The sequence below is a fragment of the Corynebacterium sp. AOP40-9SA-29 genome (genome assembly GCF_052377405.1).
GTDB lineage: Bacteria > Actinomycetota > Actinomycetes > Mycobacteriales > Mycobacteriaceae > Corynebacterium.
The window spans coordinates 93,138-113,225 of sequence record NZ_JBQSWR010000004.1 but is presented as its reverse complement, the minus strand read 5'-3'; the positions used below and the strand labels follow the sequence as shown (position 1 = coordinate 113,225).

Below are 20,088 nucleotides of genomic sequence, written 5' to 3'. Positions count from 1 at the left end.
CCTACTCCCCGGTCTTGTAACCGACCCCGCGGACGGTCTGGATGATCGTCGGGTTGTCCGGGTCCTTCTCCACCTTCGAACGCAGCCGCTGGATGTGCACATTGACCAGGCGGGTGTCGTTGGACTTACGGTAGCCCCAGACCCGCTCCAGCAGTTCCTCGCGAGCGAAGACCTGGCGCGGGCGGGACGCCAGGGTGGTCAGCAACTCGAACTCGATCGGGGTCAACGAGATCGGCTTACCGCGACGGGTCACCTGGTGGCCGCCGAAGTCGATGGTGAGGTCGGCGACCTTCACCGACTCCGGGACCTCCTCCGGGGTGCGACGCAACCGCGCGCGCACCCGGGCGACCAGCTCCTTGGGCTTGAACGGCTTGGGGACGTAGTCGTCCGCGCCGGTCTCCAGGCCCAGGACAACGTCCACCGTGTCGGTCTTCGCGGTGAGCATCACGATCGGCACCGCGGAGAACTCGCGCACCGCACGGCACACGTCAATGCCGCTCATGCCGGGGAGCATGAGGTCGAGCAGGATGAGGTCGGGGTGCTCATTCTCCGCGGCCTCCACGGCCTGCGGCCCGTCCCCGACGACGACCGTGTCGAAACCCTCGCCCTGCAGGACGATGGTCAGCATCTCCGAGATTGCGGGGTCGTCGTCGACGACGAGAACTTTCTCTGCCATGAGGATTAGTTTGTCACAAACCTCTGCGCCACGTCGCGGCTCCTCCCCCTCAAGGAGCCCTGAGCTCTGTTTAGCAGCTCGCTCTAGCTCTCGTCCGACGCCCCGTCGACGAGTCCGTCCACCAGGTCGCTGACGGCCTGCTGCAGGTCCGCGGGGTCGCCGGAGTTGTCCAGCGTCCACCAGGATGAGCGCCACTGCGCAGCCGCCAGCGAGCGATAGGACGCCAGCGTCCGCGACTGCAGGTCGCCGTCGCGCTCGTAGGCGTCGGCGGCGCGCTCGGCGTCCTGCTCGGCACGTCCGGCGACGCGGCCGGCGGCCACGTCATCGGGAACGTCGACGAGGATCTGGACGTCCGGCACCGGCACCCCCAGGCCGTCGAACTCCAGATTCTCGACCCAGGCCACGACCTCACTGTCCGCGACGTCGGCCTCCCCCACCCCCAGGCGGGCGGCGGAGTAGGCCGCATTGGATGCCACATAGCGATCCAGCAGCACCACGTAGCCATCATTGTCGAAGTCCGCGAGTTCCTCGGCGACTTCCGCGCGGTCGAGGGCGAACAACGTCGCCATCCCGTGGACGGAGTCGACGAGGTCGCCCATGTCGCCGTGCAGGGCGGCGGACGCCAACTGCGCGTGGACGGACTGCTCGTAGCGGGGGAAAGCCAACTTCGCCACCGGGATCTCCCGGGAGAGGAGCTCAGCCTCCAGGGCGGTGACGCAGGTGTTCTTGCCTGCGCCGTCGATCCCCTCAAACGCGATGATCACGGTGGCGGTCCCCTCTAGTAGCGGTAGTGCTCGGGCTTGAACGGGCCCTCGACGTCCACACCGATGTACTCGGCCTGCTCCTTGCTCAGCTTGGTGAGCTGACCGCCGAGGGCCTCGACGTGGATGCGGGCAACCTTCTCGTCGAGGATCTTCGGCAGACGGTAGACCTCGTTGTCGTAGCGGTCGCCGTCGACGAACAGCTCGATCTGGGCGATCGTCTGGTCGGCGAAGGAGTTCGACATCACGAAGCTCGGGTGCCCGGTGGCGTTGCCCAGGTTGAGCAGGCGGCCCTCGGAGAGCACCACGATGCTGACGACCTCGGCGTCGGCGGCGTCGGTACGCGGGAAGGTGAACTCGTCCACCTGGGGCTTGATGGTGGTGCGGCTGACGTCCGTACGGTGCAGCAGCGAGGCCATGTCGATCTCGTTGTCGAAGTGGCCGATGTTGCCGAGCAGGGCGTGGTTCTTCATCTTGCGCATCTGATCGAAGGTGATGATGCCCAGGTTGCCGGTGGAGGTGATGACGATATCGGCCTCGCCGATCGCATCGTCCACGGTGACCACCGGGAAGCCGTCCATCAGCGCCTGCAGGGCGTTGATCGGGTCGGCCTCGGTGACCTTGACTCGTGCACCCTGGCCCTTGAATGCCTCGGCGACGCCCTTGCCCACGTCACCGTAGCCGCAGACGAGCACGGCCTTGCCACCGACGAGCATGTCGGTGGCGCGGTTGATGCCGTCGAGCAGGCTGTGGCGGGTGCCGTAGCGGTTGTCGAACTTGGACTTGGTGACCGCGTCGTTGACGTTCATCGCCGGGAACGGCAGGGTGCCCTGCTCGGCGAAGTGGTAGAGACGGTGCACACCGGTGGTGGTCTCCTCGGTGACGCCCTTGACGGACTTTGCCGCCTCGCTCCAGCGGGAGTCGTCCTGCCCGAAGACGCGGGCGAGCATACCCAGGAAGGCCTGGTACTCGTCGGAGTCCTCGTCGGTGGGCTCCGGCACGATGCCGTTGCCCTCGAACTCGCTGCCGGTGATGACGGCCATGGTGGCGTCGCCACCGTCGTCCAGGATCATATTGGGGCGCACATCGCCCCAGGCGAAGATCTGCTCCAGGCACCACCAGTACTCGTCGAGGGTCTCGCCCTTCCACGCGAACACCGGGACGCCCTGCGGGTCCTGCGGGGTGCCGGCGCCGACGACGACGGCGGCGGCCGCCTCGTCCTGCGTGGAGAAGATGTTGCAGGACGCCCACCGGACCTCGGCGCCGAGGGCGGTGAGGGTCTCGATCAGCACGGCGGTCTGCACCGTCATGTGGATCGACCCGGCGATACGCGCCCCGGCCAGGGGCTGCTCGTCGGCGTACTCACGGCGCAACTCCATCAGGCCGGGCATCTCGTACTCGGCGAGACGGATCTGGTGACGACCCGCCTCCGCGAGGGAGAGGTCACGGACCTTGTACTGGAGGGGGGTGCCGTTGGCGCCGGTGCCGTCGTGGGTGTCGACGGTCGGTGCGACGAAGTCTGCCATGGGGTGATTGCTCCTCGAAAGGTCAGGAATGTACGTGATGGTGGAAGTTGCCAGGATATCTCCGGTCAACCCTATCCCCCGCAGGCCATACCCGGCGCACGGAGGGGGCTGCTGGTTCGGTGCCCGCTAGTTCAGCGTCAGCTAAGCGCCTCGACGACGGTCTCCAGGCCGTCCGGTGCGTCATCGCCGGCGGACTCCAGTTCGCGGTCCAGCACCTCCAGGGCGACCTCCTGGAGGTCGTCCGGGCACTGGCCGATGCCCTCACGGATGAAGGGGTGCTCGTCGGCGACCGTGGCGGAAGTAAACGGCGCCCCCGACCAGATCGCTGCCACGGTCGCCGCGCACAGTCCGTTGATGTAGTCGGGGTCCACTCCCCGCCCTGTGGCTCCGCCGGCGTCGGTGTCCAGCGCGAGGGCGCACGCGTCCCTCAGCCCTTCTGCGAGTGCAGCCCCCTCCAGATCGTCGCAGTCAGCGAGGAACTCGGTATTCGTGTCGTCGGCGAAGACGGTCTCGTCCCAGGTGCTCATGTCTCATTTCCCTCTCGTGGTCGTGTCCTCCCACTGAGCGTAGTCGGCGGCGTCCGGTCGCGACAGATGAACCACCCACCACGCCGCACGGGCCCGCGAACGCTGTCCGTAGCCCTGTTTTCACCGGGAAATGGCACGAATGTCACGGTTTAATCTCAATTTTTTTGTTCGCCCAACGCAGCACACGACCGGGGATTCTCGTCGGCATGTACACCAAAACCCCACGACAAACACAGGTTCCTGTGAAGTTAGGTAACGTTCGGGTCTTTCATGGCGTTGGATACGGGTGATAGGGTTACGACACATTGTGATCTAACCGTGACATTCGCGGACATTCGCGTGCCACACCACCCCGGTCAACGACCCCCGGACGGAAAGGAGGGACACCGTGGACTACGAGCTCGAACCCGAACGACAGGACGAGGTTGCCTCGGCCACCGACGGCGGGACCACCGAACACCACGAGTCCCTACTGCGCGATGAGGCCGCACGTGCCTCGCGCACCAACCGCATCCTCGGATCATTCGTCGTGGCCGGCTTCGCCGCCGCCGCCATCGTCGGCGTGGTCACCTGGCAGAACGTCTCCCCAGGTCACAACGACGACCGAACGGCCGTCGAAGAGGCCGCCGCCGACAACTCCATGTCGTCGTCGACGACGCCCACGACGTCGCCGTCCGGAGACGGCGCACGTCCCGGTGACGACGGTCCGTCAGAGACCGACCAGCCGAGCTACGGCCGCGACGGCGACGACAGCAGCACCGGCGGTTCCCGCAACGATCTCGCCACGCCGCTGACCGCCGACCGCTACGCGCCGCCGAATGCCTGGAGCGGTGATGACTTCGTGACCCCGGGTGCCACCCCGGAGGACGGCGGCTCCGACAGCGCCGGTGGCACAGATGGTGCCGACGGCGCCGGAGACACCGATGATTCGGCGGGCTCCGGCGACTCCGGCGAGGGTGCCGGCGAGGAGACGACCACGGACGAGGGAAGTTCGCCGCAGCGCCCGTCGATCACCGATCTCCTGCCGTCGCTCCCCAACTTGCCGACCCTTCCGGGTGAAACCGAGGGGTCCGGCACCGGCGAGCCCTCGGAGTCCACGGACCCGTCCGAGCCCACTGAGACGACCGAACCTTCCGAGCCCTCTGAGCCGTCTGAGCCCGCTGAGCCTTCCGAGCCATCGGATCCCAACGGGACCACAACACCCTCGGTGCCGGGGAACTCCGCAGAGAGCTCCGCCCCCTCCACGACGGAGGAGAACGACGGCGACAGCAACGAGGAACCCGGGGACACCACTGAGGACACCACCGGTGGCGACACCGACCAGTCCGACTCGGTCACCGACACGACCGGCCCGACCCCCTAAGGCAAACGCCAAGACACGCCAAAACGCAGCGCGGCCCGGTCCTTCTCGGACCGGGCCGCGCTGCGTAGGTCTGCGGTGTCAGCCCACCGAGGCCACGAAGAACTGGGCGGAGTCGCCGGAGGTCACCGGACGCGCCGTGACACCCGTCGACGACGCCGGAACCCACGCCGCCTGCCCGGGCGCGAGCACCACGCTGTCCCCGTCGACGCCATCGACGCCGTCGACCTCCACCGTGCCTTCGGTGGCCAGGACGATCGACGGCCCTTCCACGTCCACCGCGGCACCGTCCACCGACTGCAGGCGGAACTCCGGTACGGGCACGATGAATGTCCCGTCCTCCCGGGGGCGCTGCACCGGGTCGGCGGTCGCGGAGAAGTCAACGACCTTCATCAGCTCCGGCACGTCCACGTGCTTGGTGGTCAGGCCGCCACGCAGCACGTTGTTGGAGTTCGCCATGACCTCCACGCCGGTGCCCTTCAGATAAGCGTGCAGGTTTCCGGCGGACAAGAACAACGCCTGACCTGGCTCGAGCACCACATGGTTGAGCAGCAGCGACACCAGGATTCCTGCGTCGCCCGGGTGCTGCTCCGACAGGTCCAGGGCCGCCTGTGCCGGGCCCGCCATCCATGCCTCGACCGTCCCCGCATCGACGGCGGAGATGAGTCGACGACAGGCGTCGAGCACCGCGTCGATCAGTTCCAGCCGGCGCTGCGGCGGCAGCGAGATCCACGTGGTCACCAGGGCGCGCAGGCCCTCCGCGTCGCCGGCAACGCCGCTGAGCAGGTCGGTGTAGCGGTCGAGTTCCGGCACACAGAGTGCGGCCAGCAGCGCGCGGGTGCGCTCCACCGGGCGGAAACCGGCAAGCGCCTCGAAGCGGGTCAGGCCGACGAGCAACTCGGGCTTGTGGTTGTCGTCCTTGTAGTTGCGGCTCGGCGAACCGAGGGGCAATCCCTCGGCGTTCTCACGGGCGTAGCCCTCCCGCGCCTGTTCCAGCGTGGGATGCGCCTGCAGGCTCAGCGCCTGGTCGGCGGCGAGCAACTTGAGCAGGAACGGCAGGCGTCCGCCCGTCGCGCTGTCCCCCAATTCCGAGTCAGGGTCAGCGGAAATGCGCTGCAACAGGTCGGCGCTCTCCCCTGGGCGTGCGCCCGGTAGTGCACTCGGTGCCTCCGGGTGGGCGCCGTACCAGAGCTCGGCCTCCGGGTGCGGGCTCGGGGACGGACGTCCCGTGAGCTCGGCGAGCGCGGTCCTCGACCCCCAGGCGTAGTTTCGTAGACTGCCCTCCATCAGGGCAATGCCGGACGTGGCCGTACTGTCGAGGACCTGCTTCGGGGACGTCTCAGGCACGGATCACCGCCAGTGCCTTGTCCACGATCTCCTGGACACGGCTGGTGGAGGGGGCCTCGACATTGAGGCGCAACAGAGGTTCGGTATTCGAGGCACGGATGTTGAACCAGGAGCCGTCGGACAGTTCCACGGTGACGCCGTCGAGGTCGTCGGTGGAGGACGTCTCGTCGGCGAAGGCCTCGACGACGGCGGCGGTGCGTCCGTCCTGGTCGGCGACCTCGGAGTTGATCTCGCCGGATGCCTCGTAGCGGTCGTAGGCCTTCTTCAGCTCGGAGAGCGGACGGTCCTGACCACCCAGGGTGGCCAGCACGTGAAGGGCGGCCAGCATGCCGGAGTCGGCGTTGAAGAACTCGGAGAAGTAGTAGTGGGCGGAGTGCTCGCCGCCGAAGACGGCGTTCTCCTCGGCCATCTGCGCCTTGATGAAGGAGTGGCCCACCCGGGTGCGCACCGGGGTGCCGCCGTGCTCGCGCACGATCTCCGGAACAGCCTTCGAGGTGATGAGGTTGTGGATGATCGTGGCACCGGGGTGATCGGCGAGGTAGCGCTCGGCGATGATGCCGCAGATCGCGGACGGGGAGACCGCGTCGCCCCGCTCGTCGACAATGAAGCAGCGGTCGGCATCGCCGTCGAAGGCGACACCGAGGTCAGCGCCCTGCTCCACGGTGAACTTCTGCAGGTCCACGATGTTCTCCGGGGCCAGCGGGTTGGCCTCGTGGTTCGGGAAGTTGCCGTCGAGCTCGAAGTAGAGGTCCTTGACGGTCACCGGCACCCCGGAGTCCTCGCCGAGGACGGCGGGGACGGTGAGCCCGCCCATGCCGTTGCCGGCGTCCACCGCCACGGTGAGCGGGCGGATGTCCAGCGGCACGAGGTCGTGGAGGAAGGCGGCGTAGTCGGCCAGCACGTCCTTCGTGGTCCCGGTACCGGCGGTGCCGTCGTAGGACGGGACGCCGGCGACGAGCATATCGGTGATCTCACCGAGGCCCGTCTTCTGACCGACGGGGCGTGCGCCGGAACGGCACAGCTTGATGCCGTTGTAGCGCGCGGGGTTGTGGGAGGCGGTGAACATCGCCCCAGGGCAGTCCATGCTGCCCGAGGCGTAGTACAACTCGTCGGTGGAGGTCAGTCCGAGGGAGACGGTGTCGAGGCCCTGGCCCCGGACGCCCTCGGCGAAGGCCTCGGAGAGCTCTGGGGAGCTGTCGCGCATATCGTGGCCGATAACCACCGTCGCGGCACCCTCCCCCCGCATGAGCAGGCCGAAGGCGGCCCCCGCGTCGCGCACGAGGTCTGCGTCAATACCGTCGCCCACGACGCCACGCACGTCGTATGCCTTGATGACGGAGGCGATAGCCTCCCGGTCTCGCTGTGTCATGTCAAGTCTCCTGGTGTTTTTTGGATCATTCGCCGTCGTAGCGCACTGCGCGCAGATGACGCTGGGGGGCTCGTCCCGGCAGATTCCGCCGTGAGGGGTGATGGCCGGACGGTTGCGGGATGTCGGTGCGACGCACGACCCGGGACACCGGGTGCCGCTGTGCCGACGTGAGCTTGTCAATGGCGCTCTCGACCGGGAAGCCGTTGTCGCTCCCGGACTCGAGTGCCGCGGCGAGGGCCTGCATCTCCTCGTCGGTGAAGTCCTCGTCGGTGATGTCGTCGGCGATGTCGGAGACACCGCCGGCGTACGAGGCCACCTGCACAGGTTCCTCCGGGAACAGATCCTCCGTGCGCTGCAGCCCCCACCCTTCGGGGACGGTCAGTCTGGAGAGATGACGGTCGCACAGATCCCAGCTGTGCGGATCGTCCCCGGGCTCCAGGGGGTTGACGGTCGCCGTGCGGGCGGCATAGTTGTAGCGCAGGGTGGCGATCGCACGGGACCCGCAGCCGGGCCTGGAACACTGTCGGTAGTCAGTCACGCAGACCATCCTAGTCCGGGAGACCGCCGTCGCGCCGGACGAGCCGACCCCGCCTGTCGGACCCGGGCACGTGCCGCGGGCCGGTCTAGGATCGTGGACATGACGCGTCCCTCCACACCCCGGTCCCCCGCCCCGGATCGTTCCGCGCCCCGGGCCCTGGCCAGGGACACCCGCGGGCACGGCCTGCGGGGTGTCCTGATGCCGCGGCTGCCGCGCTACGCGACCCGGGCGGAGCTCTTCGACACCGCCGTGTTGGACGCCTATGCACCGGTGCTTGAGCAGTTCGGCGACCGGCTGAACGGGCTGGACGTGGCGATCGACCTGGTCCCCCGTATGCGCCTGGAATCCGCCACCTCACACTGGTCGGACGAGGTTGCCGCCGACGGGCAGGTACCCCTGGGTCGACTCGTTCCTGCCGGGGTGGACGAGACGGGATCCCCCACCCGGCCCCGCCTGATCATCTTCCGTCGACCGATCGAGCAGCGCTCGGCCGACCGGTTGGAGACCGAGGATTGGCTGCGGTTCGTGATCGCCCGCCTGGTAGCGACGTACCTCAACGTCGAACCCGAGGTCATTGACCCCGGGTTCAGTTGGGAATGAGCGGCGAGCGGAGGCTCAGCCGAGCCGCTTCTTGAGGCGGCGGCGTTCGCGCTCGGACAGCCCGCCCCAGATACCGAAACGCTCATCGTGCTCGAGGGCGTACTCGAGGCACTCGTCACGGACCCCGCAGGCCCGGCAGATGCGCTTGGCCTCGCGAGTGGAGCCGCCCTTCTCGGGGAAGAACGCCTCGGGGTCGGTCTGCGCGCAGAGCGCCTGCTCCTGCCAGTCCTGCTCGACGGCATCGAAGAGGAGGTCGAAATCCTCCGTCAGATCCGAGAACGCACTGGGCGTGAAGTCGTCGATTCCGCCGCGGAGCAGGTCGGGGAGCTCCCCTGACGCCCCAGTACCGCGCGCGCGGCTGGAACGAACCTCATCGCCGTCCACGGCTGCGGACCCCTCTGAGAAGGGACCACGAAAGGCGTCCGCCGGGTTGTCCACCGTTGTCTCCTCACTGAAATCCGCCGTGCCGGTCTTCCACCGGCCTCTTCCTACAGGAAAGATTACACACGGGTAATTCCATAGCGTCAACCTTTCGCCGAGGCCAGAAGATCCCATCCGTCACATGAGTCACAGGCGTAACGCCATGGGGACCCCGAAACGCATTCACAGCGTCCTGACAGACACGACATGGCGAGGATCAGGTGAGGTTAACCACTACATATAGACGTCAGGGGCCGGAATCCGGCCCCTGAGACACAAGATATCGAAATATTTTGCTTCAGCCCGAGTCTGCCCCGTACGGGGGTCAGACGTCGCTGGAGTAACGCAGGCCACCGTCCGGCAGTACCACCCCGGGCCACACCCGGGCACCGCCTTGCAGCTCGCAACGGGCACCAACGACGGCGCCCTCGCCAACCACGGTGTCCCGCAGGTGGGCTCGGGCCCCGATCCGGGCACCAGCGGCAACCACACAGCGCTCCACCGTCGCGCCCGCCTCGATCTCCACGCCGTCGAAGATCACCGAGGTGTCCACCCGGGCACCCGCGCCGATCTCCGCGCCGCGTCCGATCACCGTGCCGCCCAGCAGCAGAGCACCGCCAGCGACAGCGGCGGACTCGTCGACGAGCGCCTCGCCGTTGCGTCCGGCCAGCAGCGGGGACGGCGCAATGCCGCGCACCAGGTCCGAGGACCCGCGCACGAAATCATCCGGGGTGCCGAGGTCACGCCAGTAAGCCTGGTCCACGTGCCCGTAGAGGCGCTTCCCCTTCACCAGCAGGTCGGGGAAGACGTCACGCTCCACAGAGACCACGCGGCCCTCCGGAATGGACTCCACCACGTCGCGCTGGAAGACATAACAACCGGCGTTGATCTGGTCGGTGGGCGGATCCTCCGCCTTCTCGAGGAACGCCTCGACCCGGCCGTCCTCCGCGGTAGGCACGCAGCCAAAGGCGCGCGGATCGGCGACCCGGAGCAGGTGCAGACTCACGTCCGCCGCATTGTCCACATGGGTGCGCAGGACCGCGTTGAGGTCCGTGCCGCCCAGGATGTCGCCGTTGAAGATCATCGCGCGGTCATGCCGCAGGCTCGGCAGCACGTTACGGATGCCGCCGCCGGTGCCGAGGGGAGAGTCCTCGACAACGTACTCGATCTCCAGGCCCATCTCGGAGCCGTCACCGAAGTGCTCCTCGAAGACCTCAGCCTTGAAGGACGTACCGAGCACGACGTGGGTCATGCCCGCGTCACGGATCCGGCCCAGCAGGTGCTGCAGGAACGGGTAACCCGCCACCGGCAGCATCGGCTTAGGAATGGAGTTAGTCAGGGGACGCAGACGCGTTCCCTTGCCGCCGACGAGGATGACCGCGTCGGTGTTGGCGGCTAGATCAGAGTTGCTGTTAGGGGTCGTGTCAGGGGTCGAGGGTGAGGGATTGTCTCGTTCGTCACTGTTCACCCTTGGGAGGTTATCTGATCGAACGCAGTTCCGCCGTCAACGGCGCGCCCGCTTCGCCAGCGCGACCGCCACAGCCCCCCTGAGCCTCAACCCCGCCCACAGTGCCACCCGCACCGGGGCCTGCCACCACGCCGACAGGCGATCCGCCTGGAAGCGGTAGGCGCTGTCGTGATGTGCCGGCAGGGTGATCTCCGGATGCTTGCCCGCCGAGTGCCCCTTGGCGTGGGTGATCTCCGCGGACGGGGTGAACACGTTCTCCCAGCCCTCCCGCGCCAGCCTGTCGCCCAGGTCCACGTCCTCCATGTACATGAAGTAGCGCTCGTCAAAGCCACCCACGGCGTCGAAGGCCTCCCACCGCAGCAGCTGGCACGATCCCGACAGCCAGCCGGAGGTCCGCTCCTGGTCCATCACCGCGTCCGCCAGGTAGCGGCGAGTGAACGGGTTGCCCTTCCACACCGGGGCCAGCAGCGCGTGGCCGATGCCCGCGCCCAGGGTCGGCACCGAACGCGCCGAGGGGTACACCGAGCCGTCGACCTCGCGGATCAGCGGGCCCACCGCCCCGGCGCGCGGGTGCCTGCGCGCGGCCTCGACCATGCGGTCGATCGCCCCCTCGTCGAACACCACGTCCGGATTGGAGATCACCAGGAATTCCCCGTCGATCTCACCGGCCTCCCGGCGCGCCCGCAACGCCTCCACCCCGGCGTTCATCCCGGCGCCGTAGCCGATGTTGCCGCCGGTACGCAGCAGCTCCACACCGTCGCGCTCCGTCGCCGCCTCAGGGGCCCCGTCGGTCGATCCATTGTCGGCCATGACCACCACCGCGCCCTGTGCGGACGCGGCGGGCACGGAGTCCAGGAATCGGGTGAGGTACTCCCCCGGCGAGTAGGTGACGGTGATGACGGCAATCGGTTTCACGGGAGTTCACCCTAGTCGATGACCGCCCTGAGACCCCGTCGCAACGCGTCGCGCCACTCCGGCGGCGTGCGCCCGGTCCGCGCCGACCATGCCTCCAGGTCCAGGACGGACCACGGAGGACGCGCCGCCGGCGTGGGCCACTCCTGGGTGGTGCAGGGGCTCACCCGGGTGGCGTCGTGCCCGGTGCTGCTGAAAACCTCGCGGGCCAGCCCGCACCACGACACCGGCTCGCCGGAGTTGGTGAGGTTGAGGATCTCGGGCACGGGGCCGGTTTCCGCCAGTTTCCCTGCCAGTGCCCACAGTTCCGCGGCCAGGTCCGCGGCGAACGTCGGACGTCCCACCTGGTCGTCGACGACCTTCGGGTCCACGCCATTGTCGGCGAGGGTGGCCATCACCGAGACGAAGTCGCGTCCGGGGGCCTCGGGTCCCGACCAGACCCAGGAGGTGCGCACCACCGTGCCGCCAGCCTCCAACACCGCCAGCTCGCCCTCCCGTTTCGTCCGGCCGTACTCATTGGCCGGCCACACCGGGTCGTCCGGACGCCAGCCGCGTCCGCTGTCGGGCGCGGTGCCGGAAAAGACATAGTCGGTGGAGATGTGGATGAAGCCGACCCCGGCGTCCCGCGCCGCCTGGGCGAGCTCGCCGGGGGCGACGGCGTTCACCGCCTCCACGGTGGCGCGGTTGGCATCGTCCTCCGCGCCGTCCACGTCCGTCCAGGCCGCCGTGTTGATGATCACGTGCGGCGCATCCCCGTGGGACGTGCCACCGGCGAGCAGGGCCCTGGCCGCCGCGCGAAAATCCTCTGTTCCCGCCGTCGCCAGGTCCAGGTCCGCGCGCGACAGCCCCTCGCCGCCGAGCTCCACAAGACACCGTCCGACCTGCCCTTGTGCGCCGGTCACCCATACCCTCACTGTGCGTGAACCTCCTGCGTGCCGGGCGCGGACACCGATGTGCCAGCAGCGTGACCCGGTACTACGATCGGGCACCGACTCTACGCTGGACGGCCCCTCCCGCGGGCACGTGTTCGCGACATGATCCCAGCAACCACCGCCGTAACTAGTAGAGTCCCCCCTATCTTGAGTACACATCCTTGAGTACACCTGCTTGGGTACACATCGACGAACCCCGCCGAAAGGTCTGGAATGAGCGACGCTGACAGGTCTCCGCGCAACGACCGTGGAGACTCCCCCCGTCAGGGCGGCCGGCACCACCGCCGCGACGAGGCGGCCCCTCGCGCCGAGAGGCCCCGTCAGACGAGTCAGACCAGCCAGAACAGCCAGACCGGGCCGGACGGTCAACCGCGGCGTGCCCGTCACAGCCGTCCCTCCAACGGCAGGCGGACCGACGGCACCAACGCAGGTCGCTCCTCGCGCACGGTCGCCGGAGCGTCCACCGACAAGGCCGCGTCCGGGCACCGTCAGCTCGGCTCGACACCGGTCAAGGTGGTCCTCGCCCTGCTGTCGGCGATCATGCTCGCCGGCGGTAGCTACGGCTACGTCACCGTCGGCAATCTCGGCAGCGACATCAGCCAGGCCGGCGGCCTCGGGCTGGGCAGCCAGTCCGACGGCGCGACGGACATCCTGCTGGTCGGCATCGACTCGCGCACCAACGCACGCGGGGAGCCGCTGTCCCAGGAGCAGATCGACATGCTGCGCGCCGGCGAGGAGGACACCACCAGCACCGACACCATCATCCTCATCCGTGTGCCGGACGACGGATCCTCCGCCACCGCCGTGTCTCTGCCGCGCGACACCTACGTCGACGGCGGCGAGGAGCTCGGCAACCAGAAGATCAACGCGATCTACGGGCAGACCAAGTTCTACAAGACCGAGGAACTCCAGGAGGAGGCTGCCGCGGCCGGGGAGACCCCCGACGAGCAGGAGATCGAGAACGAGTCCTCCCACGCGGGCCGCGAGGCTCTCATCGGTACCGTCGCCGACGTGACCGGCATCGAGGTCGACCACTACGCCGAGGTCGGACTGATGGGCTTCGTGAGTCTCACCGACGCCGTGGGCGGGGTGGACGTGTGCCTCAACAACGCGGTCGACGAACCGCTGTCCGGGGCGAAGTTCCCCGCCGGCGAACAGACGCTCAGTGGCCAGAACGCCCTGAGTTTCGTGCGTCAGCGCCACGAGCTGCCCCGCGGCGACCTGGACCGCATCACCCGCCAGCAGGTCTACATGGCAAGCCTGGCAAACAAGGTGCTCAGCACCTCGACGCTGACCAACCCGTCCGCGTTGAACAAACTGCGTACCGCCATCGAGGACTCCGTTGTCCTGGATGAGGGGTGGGACGTGATGAGCATGGCCACCCAGATGCAGAACCTGGCCGGCGGCAACGTGACCTTCCAGACCATCCCGGTGACCAGCATCGACGGCACCGGCGACTACGGCGAGTCGGTGGTCACCATCGACAAGAACCAGGTTCACACGTTCTTCGACGACCTGCTGGGCGAGAGCTCCGGCAGCGACGACAACGACGGCGACTCCGACTCCGACTCCGAAGACTCCGCCAGCGACATCGAGGACTACGAGCCCTCCGAGTCGACCGTCTCGGTCTACAACGCCAGCGGTGTCAGCGGGCTCGCCGCCCGTGTCGGCGATCTGGTCTCCGGTGCGGGCTACGGCATGGGTGAGGTCGGCAACGCCACCGAGACCGGCATCTCCGAGAGCCAGGTCAACGTCGCCGACGAGAACGACCCCGCCGCCCGCGGCCTGGCCGACCAGCTCGGCGGCCTGGACGTGGTCGAGGACGCCAGCCTGGAGCCCGGCGAGATCAGGGTGACCCTGTCCGGCACCTACAACGGCCCCGGCACCTCCGAGACCGGTATCGACGAGCCGCTGCCCGCCGTGGGCGAGTCCAGCTCCTCTGATGGTTCGGGCAGTTCCGACAACGTGGGCACGCCCGGCGAGGACGCCACCGGTGGCGACGTGCTCGGCGAGAACGAGAGCGCTGAGGGCGCCGAATCCGGCGACACCGGCGACACCGACGACTCTGAGACCGTCGGCAACACCGGCACCCCGGAGCAGTCGGACGCCACCAGCGACCGTGGCGCGATCGACGCCGGCGGCGACGGCCCCATGTGCATCAACTAGTCCCCCGCTGCTGCTAGTAGTGCCGCGTCCTCACGGCCGGGGCGCAGGACGCCACGGCGTGGGGGATCGCCTCGGCGATACGGCTCGCCGACGTCGAGGCGTGCCCCGCCGGGGTCCGGGCCGACAACTCGGCAGCCACGGCATGCAACGCCACTGCCCCGTAGGCGGGGAAGGCACCGTTCCACCGGGGACGACGCCCGTCCCCGTCGTCCGGCAATGAGGGATGTCCCTTCGCAGCAATCGCCTCGTCGCCGAACTTCGCCTCACTCTCCGCGGCCAGGGCCCCGAGGATCCCGGAGAGCACGTCCCCCGACCCCGGAGTCGCGCCCCAGGATGATCCGGCGTCGATGCAGGACACCGACCTACCATCGGTGATCAGCGTGCGCCGGCCCTTGAGCAGCACCGCGCAGTTCAGCGCGTCCGACAAGGCCACGACCGCCCCGATCCGGTCGTCCTCGGGGTCGGGGATCCCGGAGAACATCTCGGCCAGCCGGCGGAACTCGCCGTCGTGCGGGGTCAGCAGCGTGGCCGCCGGAGCCTCGTCGCGCAGGGCCCTCCCTTGCAGCGCCGTGCGCACGTCATCGTGCCCGGCGAGCAGGGTGATCGCGTCGGCGTCGAGCACCAACGGTTCCGGGCGGGCGATCAGTTCGGCGAGTTCGCCCGCGGCGTCCTCCCCGGTGCCCCTTCCTGGTCCCGCCACCCAGGCCTGCACGCGGCCGGTGCGCGCCACGTCCGGCGACCACACGACCTCCGGGCAGGCACGGACGACCTCCGCCGCGGCTGTCTGCGCTGCATCTCCCCCGCCTAACCCCACGTAGCGCACCATCGAGCTGGTGGTCCGTACCGCCGCCGTCGTGGTGAGCACGCCAGCCCCCGGGTACTCCGCGGAGCCGGCGCACACGCCGACCACCCCGCCGGAGTACTTGTCGTCGTAGGGGCCGGGCTCGTGCGCGCCGTCGGCATGGACGCGTCCGATCCCGGTCAGCAGGGTTTCGGCAATGTCGTACTCCTCGTCCATGGGGCGTTCGCACTCCGGGGTCACCGCACGCCCGATGCTCACCGACAACCTGGCCCTGTCCCGCACAGTCCCGGACAACCCCGCGGAGATCGTCCGCTCCGGATCCAGGCCCGCATCGGCGAGCAGCACCTGCCCGCAGTAGGCGCTCACCGCGTGCGCCCGGCGCAGCCCGCCGAAGGTGACGGTCACGTCGGCGATGACGTGTGCGGGCACCCTGGTCCGCATCAGCACCGTCATTCCCGGCATGTTCCACTCCTCGGCGCGGGGATCAGGCGGGTCCTCCACGTCGATCATCGCCGGGGTCGCGCCGGTGTCCGCGGCGATTCCCGACGGCACGTCCACGGCAAGCACGGGCACGAACCAGGCCGCGGCGTAGGCGAAGAGCACCGCCGGCCCCTGCGACAGACCGCCGTCCCCACCGATGCCGAGTACCCCGTCGATGAGTAACCGGTGGCGCGAGGGACGGTGCCAGACGCTGTCCAGCTCGACCACGGTGCCACCGGCGGCGAGGAAAGCGTCCAACGCGGGTCGGTGCACCCGCCCATCGCGTCCGAACAGGACGGCGTCCACCGCCCATCCCTCGGCCGCCAGCTCCGCGGCGGCGTACAGGGCGTCGCCGCCGTTGCCGCCGCCACCGGCGGCAACCAGGACCCGGTCGTCCGCGCTGAGCAGGTTGTCGCGGGCGAGCATCACCCGCGCGGCCTGCGCCACGGCCGACGCCGCCGAGCGCATCAGCGCGTCCGGCTCGTCCTGCGCTTCCAGGAGCGGACGCTCCGCGGCGCGGACCTCCTCGACGGTGAAGACCTCGCCCTGCAGACCGCTCGGGACCTCGTAGTTTCTCGGGGACGCTTCCTGCTGACTCATACCCACACGCTACGGCCCGGTAATGTTTCTTCGCATGGACACCACCGCCGTACCCTCCCCCGCCAAAGTGGAACCTGCCGTGCGCACGCCCTGGCGGACGTGGGTCACGGTGACCCTGATCGGGTACGCGGGGGTCATCCTGGCGCTGACCACGCTGAAGTCCTTCTACACCATCGGGCTGCTGTGGAAGCCGGAGAACCAGCGGGTCCGCCAGCTGCGCCTCATGCCCTTCGGCATCATCGAGGACTCCTCGACCACTTTCGGCTGGGTCTTCGACATCCTCGGCAACCTCGCCCTGTTCGTGCCGCTGGGCATGATGCTGATGGTCCTGTCGTGCCGGTGGAGGTGGACGGTGGGTATCGCCGCCCTGTTCAGCCTGGGCATCGAGGTCTCGCAGTATGTGTTCTCCCTGGGACGCTCGGACGTGACCGACCTGATCTGCAATACCGTCGGTGCCGCCCTCGGCGCCTGGATCGCCTGCTGGTTCGCCTCGCGTCCGGTGTGGTCGAAGAGGTGGCAGAGTGTACTCACCGCGGCCGTGGGGCTGGCGGTGCTGGTCTTCGTGGTGTTGGTGATCCTGGGCCCGGCGCTCGGCGACCCGGACAAAGTTGTTGGGTGAGGTCGTTGGGTGACCGGACGCTACCGCTAGTGTGGTCGCCATGGATCTGCTGTCCCCCTTCCTCGCGACCGACGCCGCCTCCCCCCGCCTGACGACCTACACGGACGCCGGGCGCATGGAACTCTCCGCCGCCACCCTGGCCAACTGGGCCGCCAAGGGCGGCAACCTCATGGCAGGTCAGCTGGGGCTGGGCCCCGGTGACGTGGTCGTGGTGGACGCCCCGGCGGACTGGATGCCCGCCGCCATCGTCGTCGGCTGCTGGCGGGCCGGGGTCGCGGTGTGCTCACCGGACGCCCCCGCCGCGGCATCAGCGGCCGCGGTGGTGACCACGGACCCGGATGCACATCCCGACACAGACGCCGAAATCCTCCAGCTCTCCACCGACCCCTTCGGACGCGGCGTCGCCGAGGCCGGCGGGGACGTGGACTTCGGGGTCACCGACCTCTCCCCGGAACTGCGGGTGCAGGGCGACCGCTACGCCGGGCCGGAGACCGGCGGTCCAGACGGCGCGGAGACCGTGCTGCTGCACGCTGTGGACGGTGCGGAGGTGACCGGGGCGCAACTGCGTGAGCGTGCTGCCGGACGCTTCGACGCCGGTATCCGATCGGTCACCGGCGCGTGGGCGGACGCCGATGGCCTGGTCGACACCCTGCTCCCCCTGTTCATCGGTGGCTCCGTGGTGGCCTCCACCGACGATGCCGCCGAGCGGCTGCGTCACCTCGCCGAGATCGAGCGCGGCACCGTTACTGCGCGGTAATGACCCGCTCGACCAGGTCGCGCGCCTGGTCGAGGGCCTCGTCCTGGTCGCCCAGGAGGAACCCCTGGACCATATAGGGGGCCATGTACTCGCCGGTCTCCAGGGCGAAGTGCAGGGTGAGATTCAGCTGGTCGCCCTCCCCGACGCCCTCGCCCTCCTGAGGCTCCGGGGTGCGCACGATCGTGTAGACCAGCAGGTCACCCGACGGGGTCTCCCCAGCGTCAACGTCGACGAGTTCGGCGTCGGCCTCCTCCAGCGCCGGACGGATCCCTGAGATCACGTCCTCGCGGTCAATCGGCATCATCTGCCCGTCGAGCGGGGCGAGAGTCACCGCGGCGAAACTCGAGGAGGTGCGATATCCGAAGGCCACCGTGCCCGGCGCGTCCTCCGGGACGGTGTCCAGATCCTGCCAGTGCTCCGGGAGGGTCAGTGTGCGGCCGGTGTCCCCGATCGATATCTCCATGGGGCACACGCTACCGGACATCGGTCCGGGCGTTGCGCCACAGGCCGAGCCCGGTCATCACCACGACCCAGCCGATGAGGATCACGTAGCAGCCCCAGGTGCTGACCCCCAGTTCATAGGGGTCGGTACCGTAGGCCAGCTGCCCCTGGCGCAGTCCCGGGGCCAGGGCGACGACCGGACGCAGCCACTCATAGCGTCCCGTGGCCATGGCGAGCATGCCCTCGATGACCACGAGCCACACGATCGGCAGGGCGACCGCGCCGACCTGGCTGCGGATCACTGCGGCCAGGCCCACCGATATGGCGGCGAAGACCACGCAGCCCAGCAGGTTCGCGCCGAACTGCCCGGCATCAGTGCCGAGTTCCATGCTCCCACCGAAGGCGACGCCCGCCACCAAAGCCAGCGCGGTACCCACCAGGTAGGTCACGGCGGTGAACACCATCGTGACAATCACCTTCGCCAGGATCCAGAGCGACCGATTGTCCTGGGTGAGGAACGCCTGGGCGTGCATGTTGTTGCGGATATCGCCGGCGGTGGTCGCGGCGGCGAAGATAATCGCCACGACCTGGAAGATCATCGCGCCGACGGACAGCAGCGACCAGTCCACGACCGGATCGGAGGCATCGGAGAAGATCATGAACAGGGTGACCGGGCCGAAGAGTGAACCGACCATCAGGATCGCGTACACCAGCGACGAACGCATGCTCAGGACCTTGGTGGTCTCCGAGCGCAGGGCGTTGAACAATGAGGTTGTGGTTGGCATGTCTGTCTAGTTCCTTCCGGTCCGGTATTCCTGCGCCCCGGACGTCGCTTCAAGGAAGCGCGCCTCCAGGTTGTCGTGCTCCACACCCAGTGCGGTGACGGGGATGCCATTGGTGAGCGCGGTCTCCGCGACGGCGCGACGCACCGTCGCGTCCTGCGTGCCGTCGGGGACGGCGACGGTCAGGACGACGTCCTGCGCGCCCGTTCCCGGCCCGGCCCCGGAGCTGGCCCCGGAGTCGGCCTCGAAACCAGCGCTGCGCAGCGCGTCCGCCAGGATCCCGGCGGACCGTGCGTCGACGGTCTCCACCGACACGCGGCTGCCGCCGGCGAGGAACTCCTCCATCGAGTACTCGCCGATCAGTTCACCGCGGCCGATGACCACCAGCCGGTCGGCGGTGAGCTGCATCTCGGAGAGCAGGTGTGAGGACACCAGCACCGCACGGCCTTCGCCGGCGAGTGCGCGGATGGTGTGCCGCATCCAGCTCACGCCCTCCGGGTCGAGACCATTGACCGGCTCGTCCAGGATCAGGTGCGACGGATCGCCCAGCAGGGCACCGGCCAGACCGAGCCGCTGCTTCATGCCCAGTGAGTAACCGCCGACCTTCTTGCCGCCCACCGCAGAGAGGCCCACCAGTTCCAGGCACGCCTCCACCCGAGAGTCGGGGATGCCCGCGCCGCGGGCCAGGACGCGCAGGTGCGAGCGTCCGCTGCGCGCGGGGGTGAACCAGGACGCCTCCAGCAGCGCGCCGGCCACCGACGGCTTGTCGGCGACCTTCGCGAACGGCTCACCGTTGAACAGCGCCTGGCCTGCGGTGGGACTGTCCAGCCCCAGCATGCAGCGCATCGACGTCGACTTCCCCGACCCATTGGGCCCCAGGAAGCCGGTGACCGCGGCGTCCGGGACGGTGAACGTGAGGTCCTTCACGGCGTCCTGCCGTCCGTACCTCTTGGACAAACCTTCTACTGTGATCATGGCTGTCAGTCTGCCCCCTGCGACCGGTGT

Annotated in this window: 20 protein-coding genes; 5 read left to right on the top strand and 15 right to left on the bottom strand. The window is 68.8% G+C overall.

Annotated elements, in window-relative coordinates; genetic code table 11:
• Window position 1 precedes the first annotated feature (1 nt).
• The 4 genes from mtrA to ACT3SZ_RS08745 form a co-directional block, all read right to left on the bottom strand.
• Window positions 2-676, bottom strand: a complete 675-nt coding sequence (gene mtrA / locus ACT3SZ_RS08760; RefSeq protein WP_301443621.1) for an MtrAB system response regulator MtrA — start codon at window positions 674-676, stop codon at window positions 2-4.
• Between the two features lie 83 nt (window positions 677-759).
• On the bottom strand, window positions 760-1,440 hold the full coding sequence (locus ACT3SZ_RS08755; protein ID WP_444618166.1) for a dTMP kinase: 681 nt from the start codon (window positions 1,438-1,440) through the stop codon (window positions 760-762).
• A gap of 14 nt (window positions 1,441-1,454) precedes the next feature.
• Window positions 1,455-2,963 (bottom strand): adenosylhomocysteinase, encoded by a 1,509-nt coding sequence (gene ahcY / locus ACT3SZ_RS08750; RefSeq protein WP_444618165.1) that lies wholly within the window; start codon window positions 2,961-2,963, stop codon window positions 1,455-1,457.
• A gap of 137 nt (window positions 2,964-3,100) precedes the next feature.
• Window positions 3,101-3,490, bottom strand: coding sequence for a hypothetical protein (locus tag ACT3SZ_RS08745; protein WP_444618164.1), 390 nt, complete (start codon window positions 3,488-3,490; stop codon window positions 3,101-3,103).
• 388 nt (window positions 3,491-3,878) lie between these two features.
• Here ACT3SZ_RS08745 and ACT3SZ_RS08740 point away from each other — a divergent pair, with 388 nt between their 5' ends.
• A complete protein-coding gene (locus tag ACT3SZ_RS08740; protein ID WP_444618163.1) occupies window positions 3,879-4,853 on the top strand; it encodes a hypothetical protein in 975 nt (324 codons plus the stop codon).
• A gap of 78 nt (window positions 4,854-4,931) precedes the next feature.
• Here ACT3SZ_RS08740 and manA read toward each other — a convergent pair whose 3' ends face one another.
• Genes manA through ACT3SZ_RS08725 form a run of 3 tightly spaced genes read right to left on the bottom strand, consistent with a single transcriptional unit; the run spans window position 4,932 to window position 8,113 of the window.
• Window positions 4,932-6,146, bottom strand: coding sequence for a mannose-6-phosphate isomerase, class I (gene manA, locus ACT3SZ_RS08735; RefSeq protein WP_444618346.1), 1,215 nt, complete (start codon window positions 6,144-6,146; stop codon window positions 4,932-4,934).
• A 43-nt stretch (window positions 6,147-6,189) separates the two neighbouring features.
• Window positions 6,190-7,566, bottom strand: a complete 1,377-nt coding sequence (locus ACT3SZ_RS08730; RefSeq protein WP_444618162.1) for a phosphomannomutase/phosphoglucomutase — start codon at window positions 7,564-7,566, stop codon at window positions 6,190-6,192.
• A 25-nt stretch (window positions 7,567-7,591) separates the two neighbouring features.
• Complete coding sequence (locus ACT3SZ_RS08725; protein WP_444618161.1) at window positions 7,592-8,113, bottom strand: DUF3499 family protein; 522 nt, start codon at window positions 8,111-8,113, stop codon at window positions 7,592-7,594.
• Window positions 8,114-8,203: 90 nt separating this feature from the next.
• Between ACT3SZ_RS08725 and ACT3SZ_RS08720 the strand changes: the two genes are divergently transcribed.
• The gene (locus ACT3SZ_RS08720; protein ID WP_444618160.1) at window positions 8,204-8,704 is read left to right on the top strand and encodes a metallopeptidase family protein; all 501 of its coding nucleotides are present in this window, start codon (window positions 8,204-8,206) and stop codon (window positions 8,702-8,704) included.
• A gap of 15 nt (window positions 8,705-8,719) precedes the next feature.
• On the opposite strand, the gene ACT3SZ_RS08715 is transcribed toward ACT3SZ_RS08720, so the two are convergent.
• From ACT3SZ_RS08715 to ACT3SZ_RS08700, 4 genes are all read right to left on the bottom strand, one after another.
• The gene (locus tag ACT3SZ_RS08715; protein ID WP_301443796.1) at window positions 8,720-9,022 is read right to left on the bottom strand and encodes a WhiB family transcriptional regulator; all 303 of its coding nucleotides are present in this window, start codon (window positions 9,020-9,022) and stop codon (window positions 8,720-8,722) included.
• Between the two features lie 427 nt (window positions 9,023-9,449).
• Window positions 9,450-10,499: a sugar phosphate nucleotidyltransferase gene (locus tag ACT3SZ_RS08710; protein WP_444618345.1), complete on the bottom strand. Its 1,050-nt coding sequence runs from the start codon at window positions 10,497-10,499 to the stop codon at window positions 9,450-9,452.
• Window positions 10,500-10,628: 129 nt separating this feature from the next.
• On the bottom strand, window positions 10,629-11,507 hold the full coding sequence (locus ACT3SZ_RS08705) for a glycosyltransferase family 2 protein (protein WP_444618159.1): 879 nt from the start codon (window positions 11,505-11,507) through the stop codon (window positions 10,629-10,631).
• Between the two features lie 11 nt (window positions 11,508-11,518).
• Entirely contained in the window at window positions 11,519-12,406 is an 888-nt protein-coding gene (locus ACT3SZ_RS08700) for an SDR family oxidoreductase (RefSeq protein ID WP_444618158.1), read from the bottom strand.
• 243 nt (window positions 12,407-12,649) lie between these two features.
• Here ACT3SZ_RS08700 and ACT3SZ_RS08695 point away from each other — a divergent pair, with 243 nt between their 5' ends.
• On the top strand, window positions 12,650-14,602 hold the full coding sequence (locus ACT3SZ_RS08695) for an LCP family glycopolymer transferase (RefSeq protein WP_444618157.1): 1,953 nt from the start codon (window positions 12,650-12,652) through the stop codon (window positions 14,600-14,602).
• A gap of 13 nt (window positions 14,603-14,615) precedes the next feature.
• On the opposite strand, the gene ACT3SZ_RS08690 is transcribed toward ACT3SZ_RS08695, so the two are convergent.
• Entirely contained in the window at window positions 14,616-16,484 is a 1,869-nt protein-coding gene (locus ACT3SZ_RS08690; RefSeq protein WP_444618156.1) for a bifunctional ADP-dependent NAD(P)H-hydrate dehydratase/NAD(P)H-hydrate epimerase, read from the bottom strand.
• A gap of 34 nt (window positions 16,485-16,518) precedes the next feature.
• On the opposite strand from ACT3SZ_RS08690, the gene ACT3SZ_RS08685 reads away from it, so the two are divergent.
• Together ACT3SZ_RS08685 and ACT3SZ_RS08680 are read left to right on the top strand one after the other, a co-directional pair.
• The gene (locus tag ACT3SZ_RS08685) at window positions 16,519-17,103 is read left to right on the top strand and encodes a VanZ family protein (RefSeq protein ID WP_444618155.1); all 585 of its coding nucleotides are present in this window, start codon (window positions 16,519-16,521) and stop codon (window positions 17,101-17,103) included.
• 40 nt (window positions 17,104-17,143) lie between these two features.
• Window positions 17,144-17,860 carry a TIGR03089 family protein gene (locus tag ACT3SZ_RS08680; protein ID WP_444618154.1) on the top strand — a complete coding sequence of 239 codons (717 nt, stop codon included), beginning with the start codon at window positions 17,144-17,146 and terminating at the stop codon, window positions 17,858-17,860.
• On the opposite strand, the gene ACT3SZ_RS08675 is transcribed toward ACT3SZ_RS08680, so the two are convergent.
• The 3 genes from ACT3SZ_RS08675 to ACT3SZ_RS08665 are packed head-to-tail and all read right to left on the bottom strand — an operon-like array spanning window position 17,847 to window position 20,058.
• The gene (locus ACT3SZ_RS08675) at window positions 17,847-18,323 is read right to left on the bottom strand and encodes a hypothetical protein (RefSeq protein ID WP_444618153.1); all 477 of its coding nucleotides are present in this window, start codon (window positions 18,321-18,323) and stop codon (window positions 17,847-17,849) included. The genes ACT3SZ_RS08680 and ACT3SZ_RS08675 overlap by 14 nt on opposite strands.
• Before the next feature lie 10 nt (window positions 18,324-18,333).
• The gene (locus ACT3SZ_RS08670) at window positions 18,334-19,086 is read right to left on the bottom strand and encodes an ABC transporter permease (RefSeq protein ID WP_444618152.1); all 753 of its coding nucleotides are present in this window, start codon (window positions 19,084-19,086) and stop codon (window positions 18,334-18,336) included.
• A 6-nt stretch (window positions 19,087-19,092) separates the two neighbouring features.
• Complete coding sequence (locus ACT3SZ_RS08665; protein ID WP_444618151.1) at window positions 19,093-20,058, bottom strand: ATP-binding cassette domain-containing protein; 966 nt, start codon at window positions 20,056-20,058, stop codon at window positions 19,093-19,095.
• Window positions 20,059-20,088 lie beyond the last annotated feature (30 nt).

Coding starts and splice junctions, on each gene's coding strand:
- mtrA (WP_301443621.1), bottom strand. CDS start 676: ATGGCAGAGAAAGTTCTCGTCGTCGACGACGACCCCGCAATCTCGGAG.
- ahcY (WP_444618165.1), bottom strand. CDS start 2,963: ATGGCAGACTTCGTCGCACCGACCGTCGACACCCACGACGGCACCGGC.
- ACT3SZ_RS08745 (WP_444618164.1), bottom strand. CDS start 3,490: ATGAGCACCTGGGACGAGACCGTCTTCGCCGACGACACGAATACCGAG.
- ACT3SZ_RS08730 (WP_444618162.1), bottom strand. CDS start 7,566: ATGACACAGCGAGACCGGGAGGCTATCGCCTCCGTCATCAAGGCATAC.
- ACT3SZ_RS08725 (WP_444618161.1), bottom strand. CDS start 8,113: ATGGTCTGCGTGACTGACTACCGACAGTGTTCCAGGCCCGGCTGCGGG.
- ACT3SZ_RS08720 (WP_444618160.1), top strand. CDS start 8,204: ATGACGCGTCCCTCCACACCCCGGTCCCCCGCCCCGGATCGTTCCGCG.
- ACT3SZ_RS08695 (WP_444618157.1), top strand. CDS start 12,650: ATGAGCGACGCTGACAGGTCTCCGCGCAACGACCGTGGAGACTCCCCC.
- ACT3SZ_RS08690 (WP_444618156.1), bottom strand. CDS start 16,484: ATGAGTCAGCAGGAAGCGTCCCCGAGAAACTACGAGGTCCCGAGCGGT.
- ACT3SZ_RS08685 (WP_444618155.1), top strand. CDS start 16,519: ATGGACACCACCGCCGTACCCTCCCCCGCCAAAGTGGAACCTGCCGTG.
- ACT3SZ_RS08680 (WP_444618154.1), top strand. CDS start 17,144: ATGGATCTGCTGTCCCCCTTCCTCGCGACCGACGCCGCCTCCCCCCGC.
- ACT3SZ_RS08675 (WP_444618153.1), bottom strand. CDS start 18,323: ATGGAGATATCGATCGGGGACACCGGCCGCACACTGACCCTCCCGGAG.
- ACT3SZ_RS08670 (WP_444618152.1), bottom strand. CDS start 19,086: ATGCCAACCACAACCTCATTGTTCAACGCCCTGCGCTCGGAGACCACC.
- ACT3SZ_RS08665 (WP_444618151.1), bottom strand. CDS start 20,058: ATGATCACAGTAGAAGGTTTGTCCAAGAGGTACGGACGGCAGGACGCC.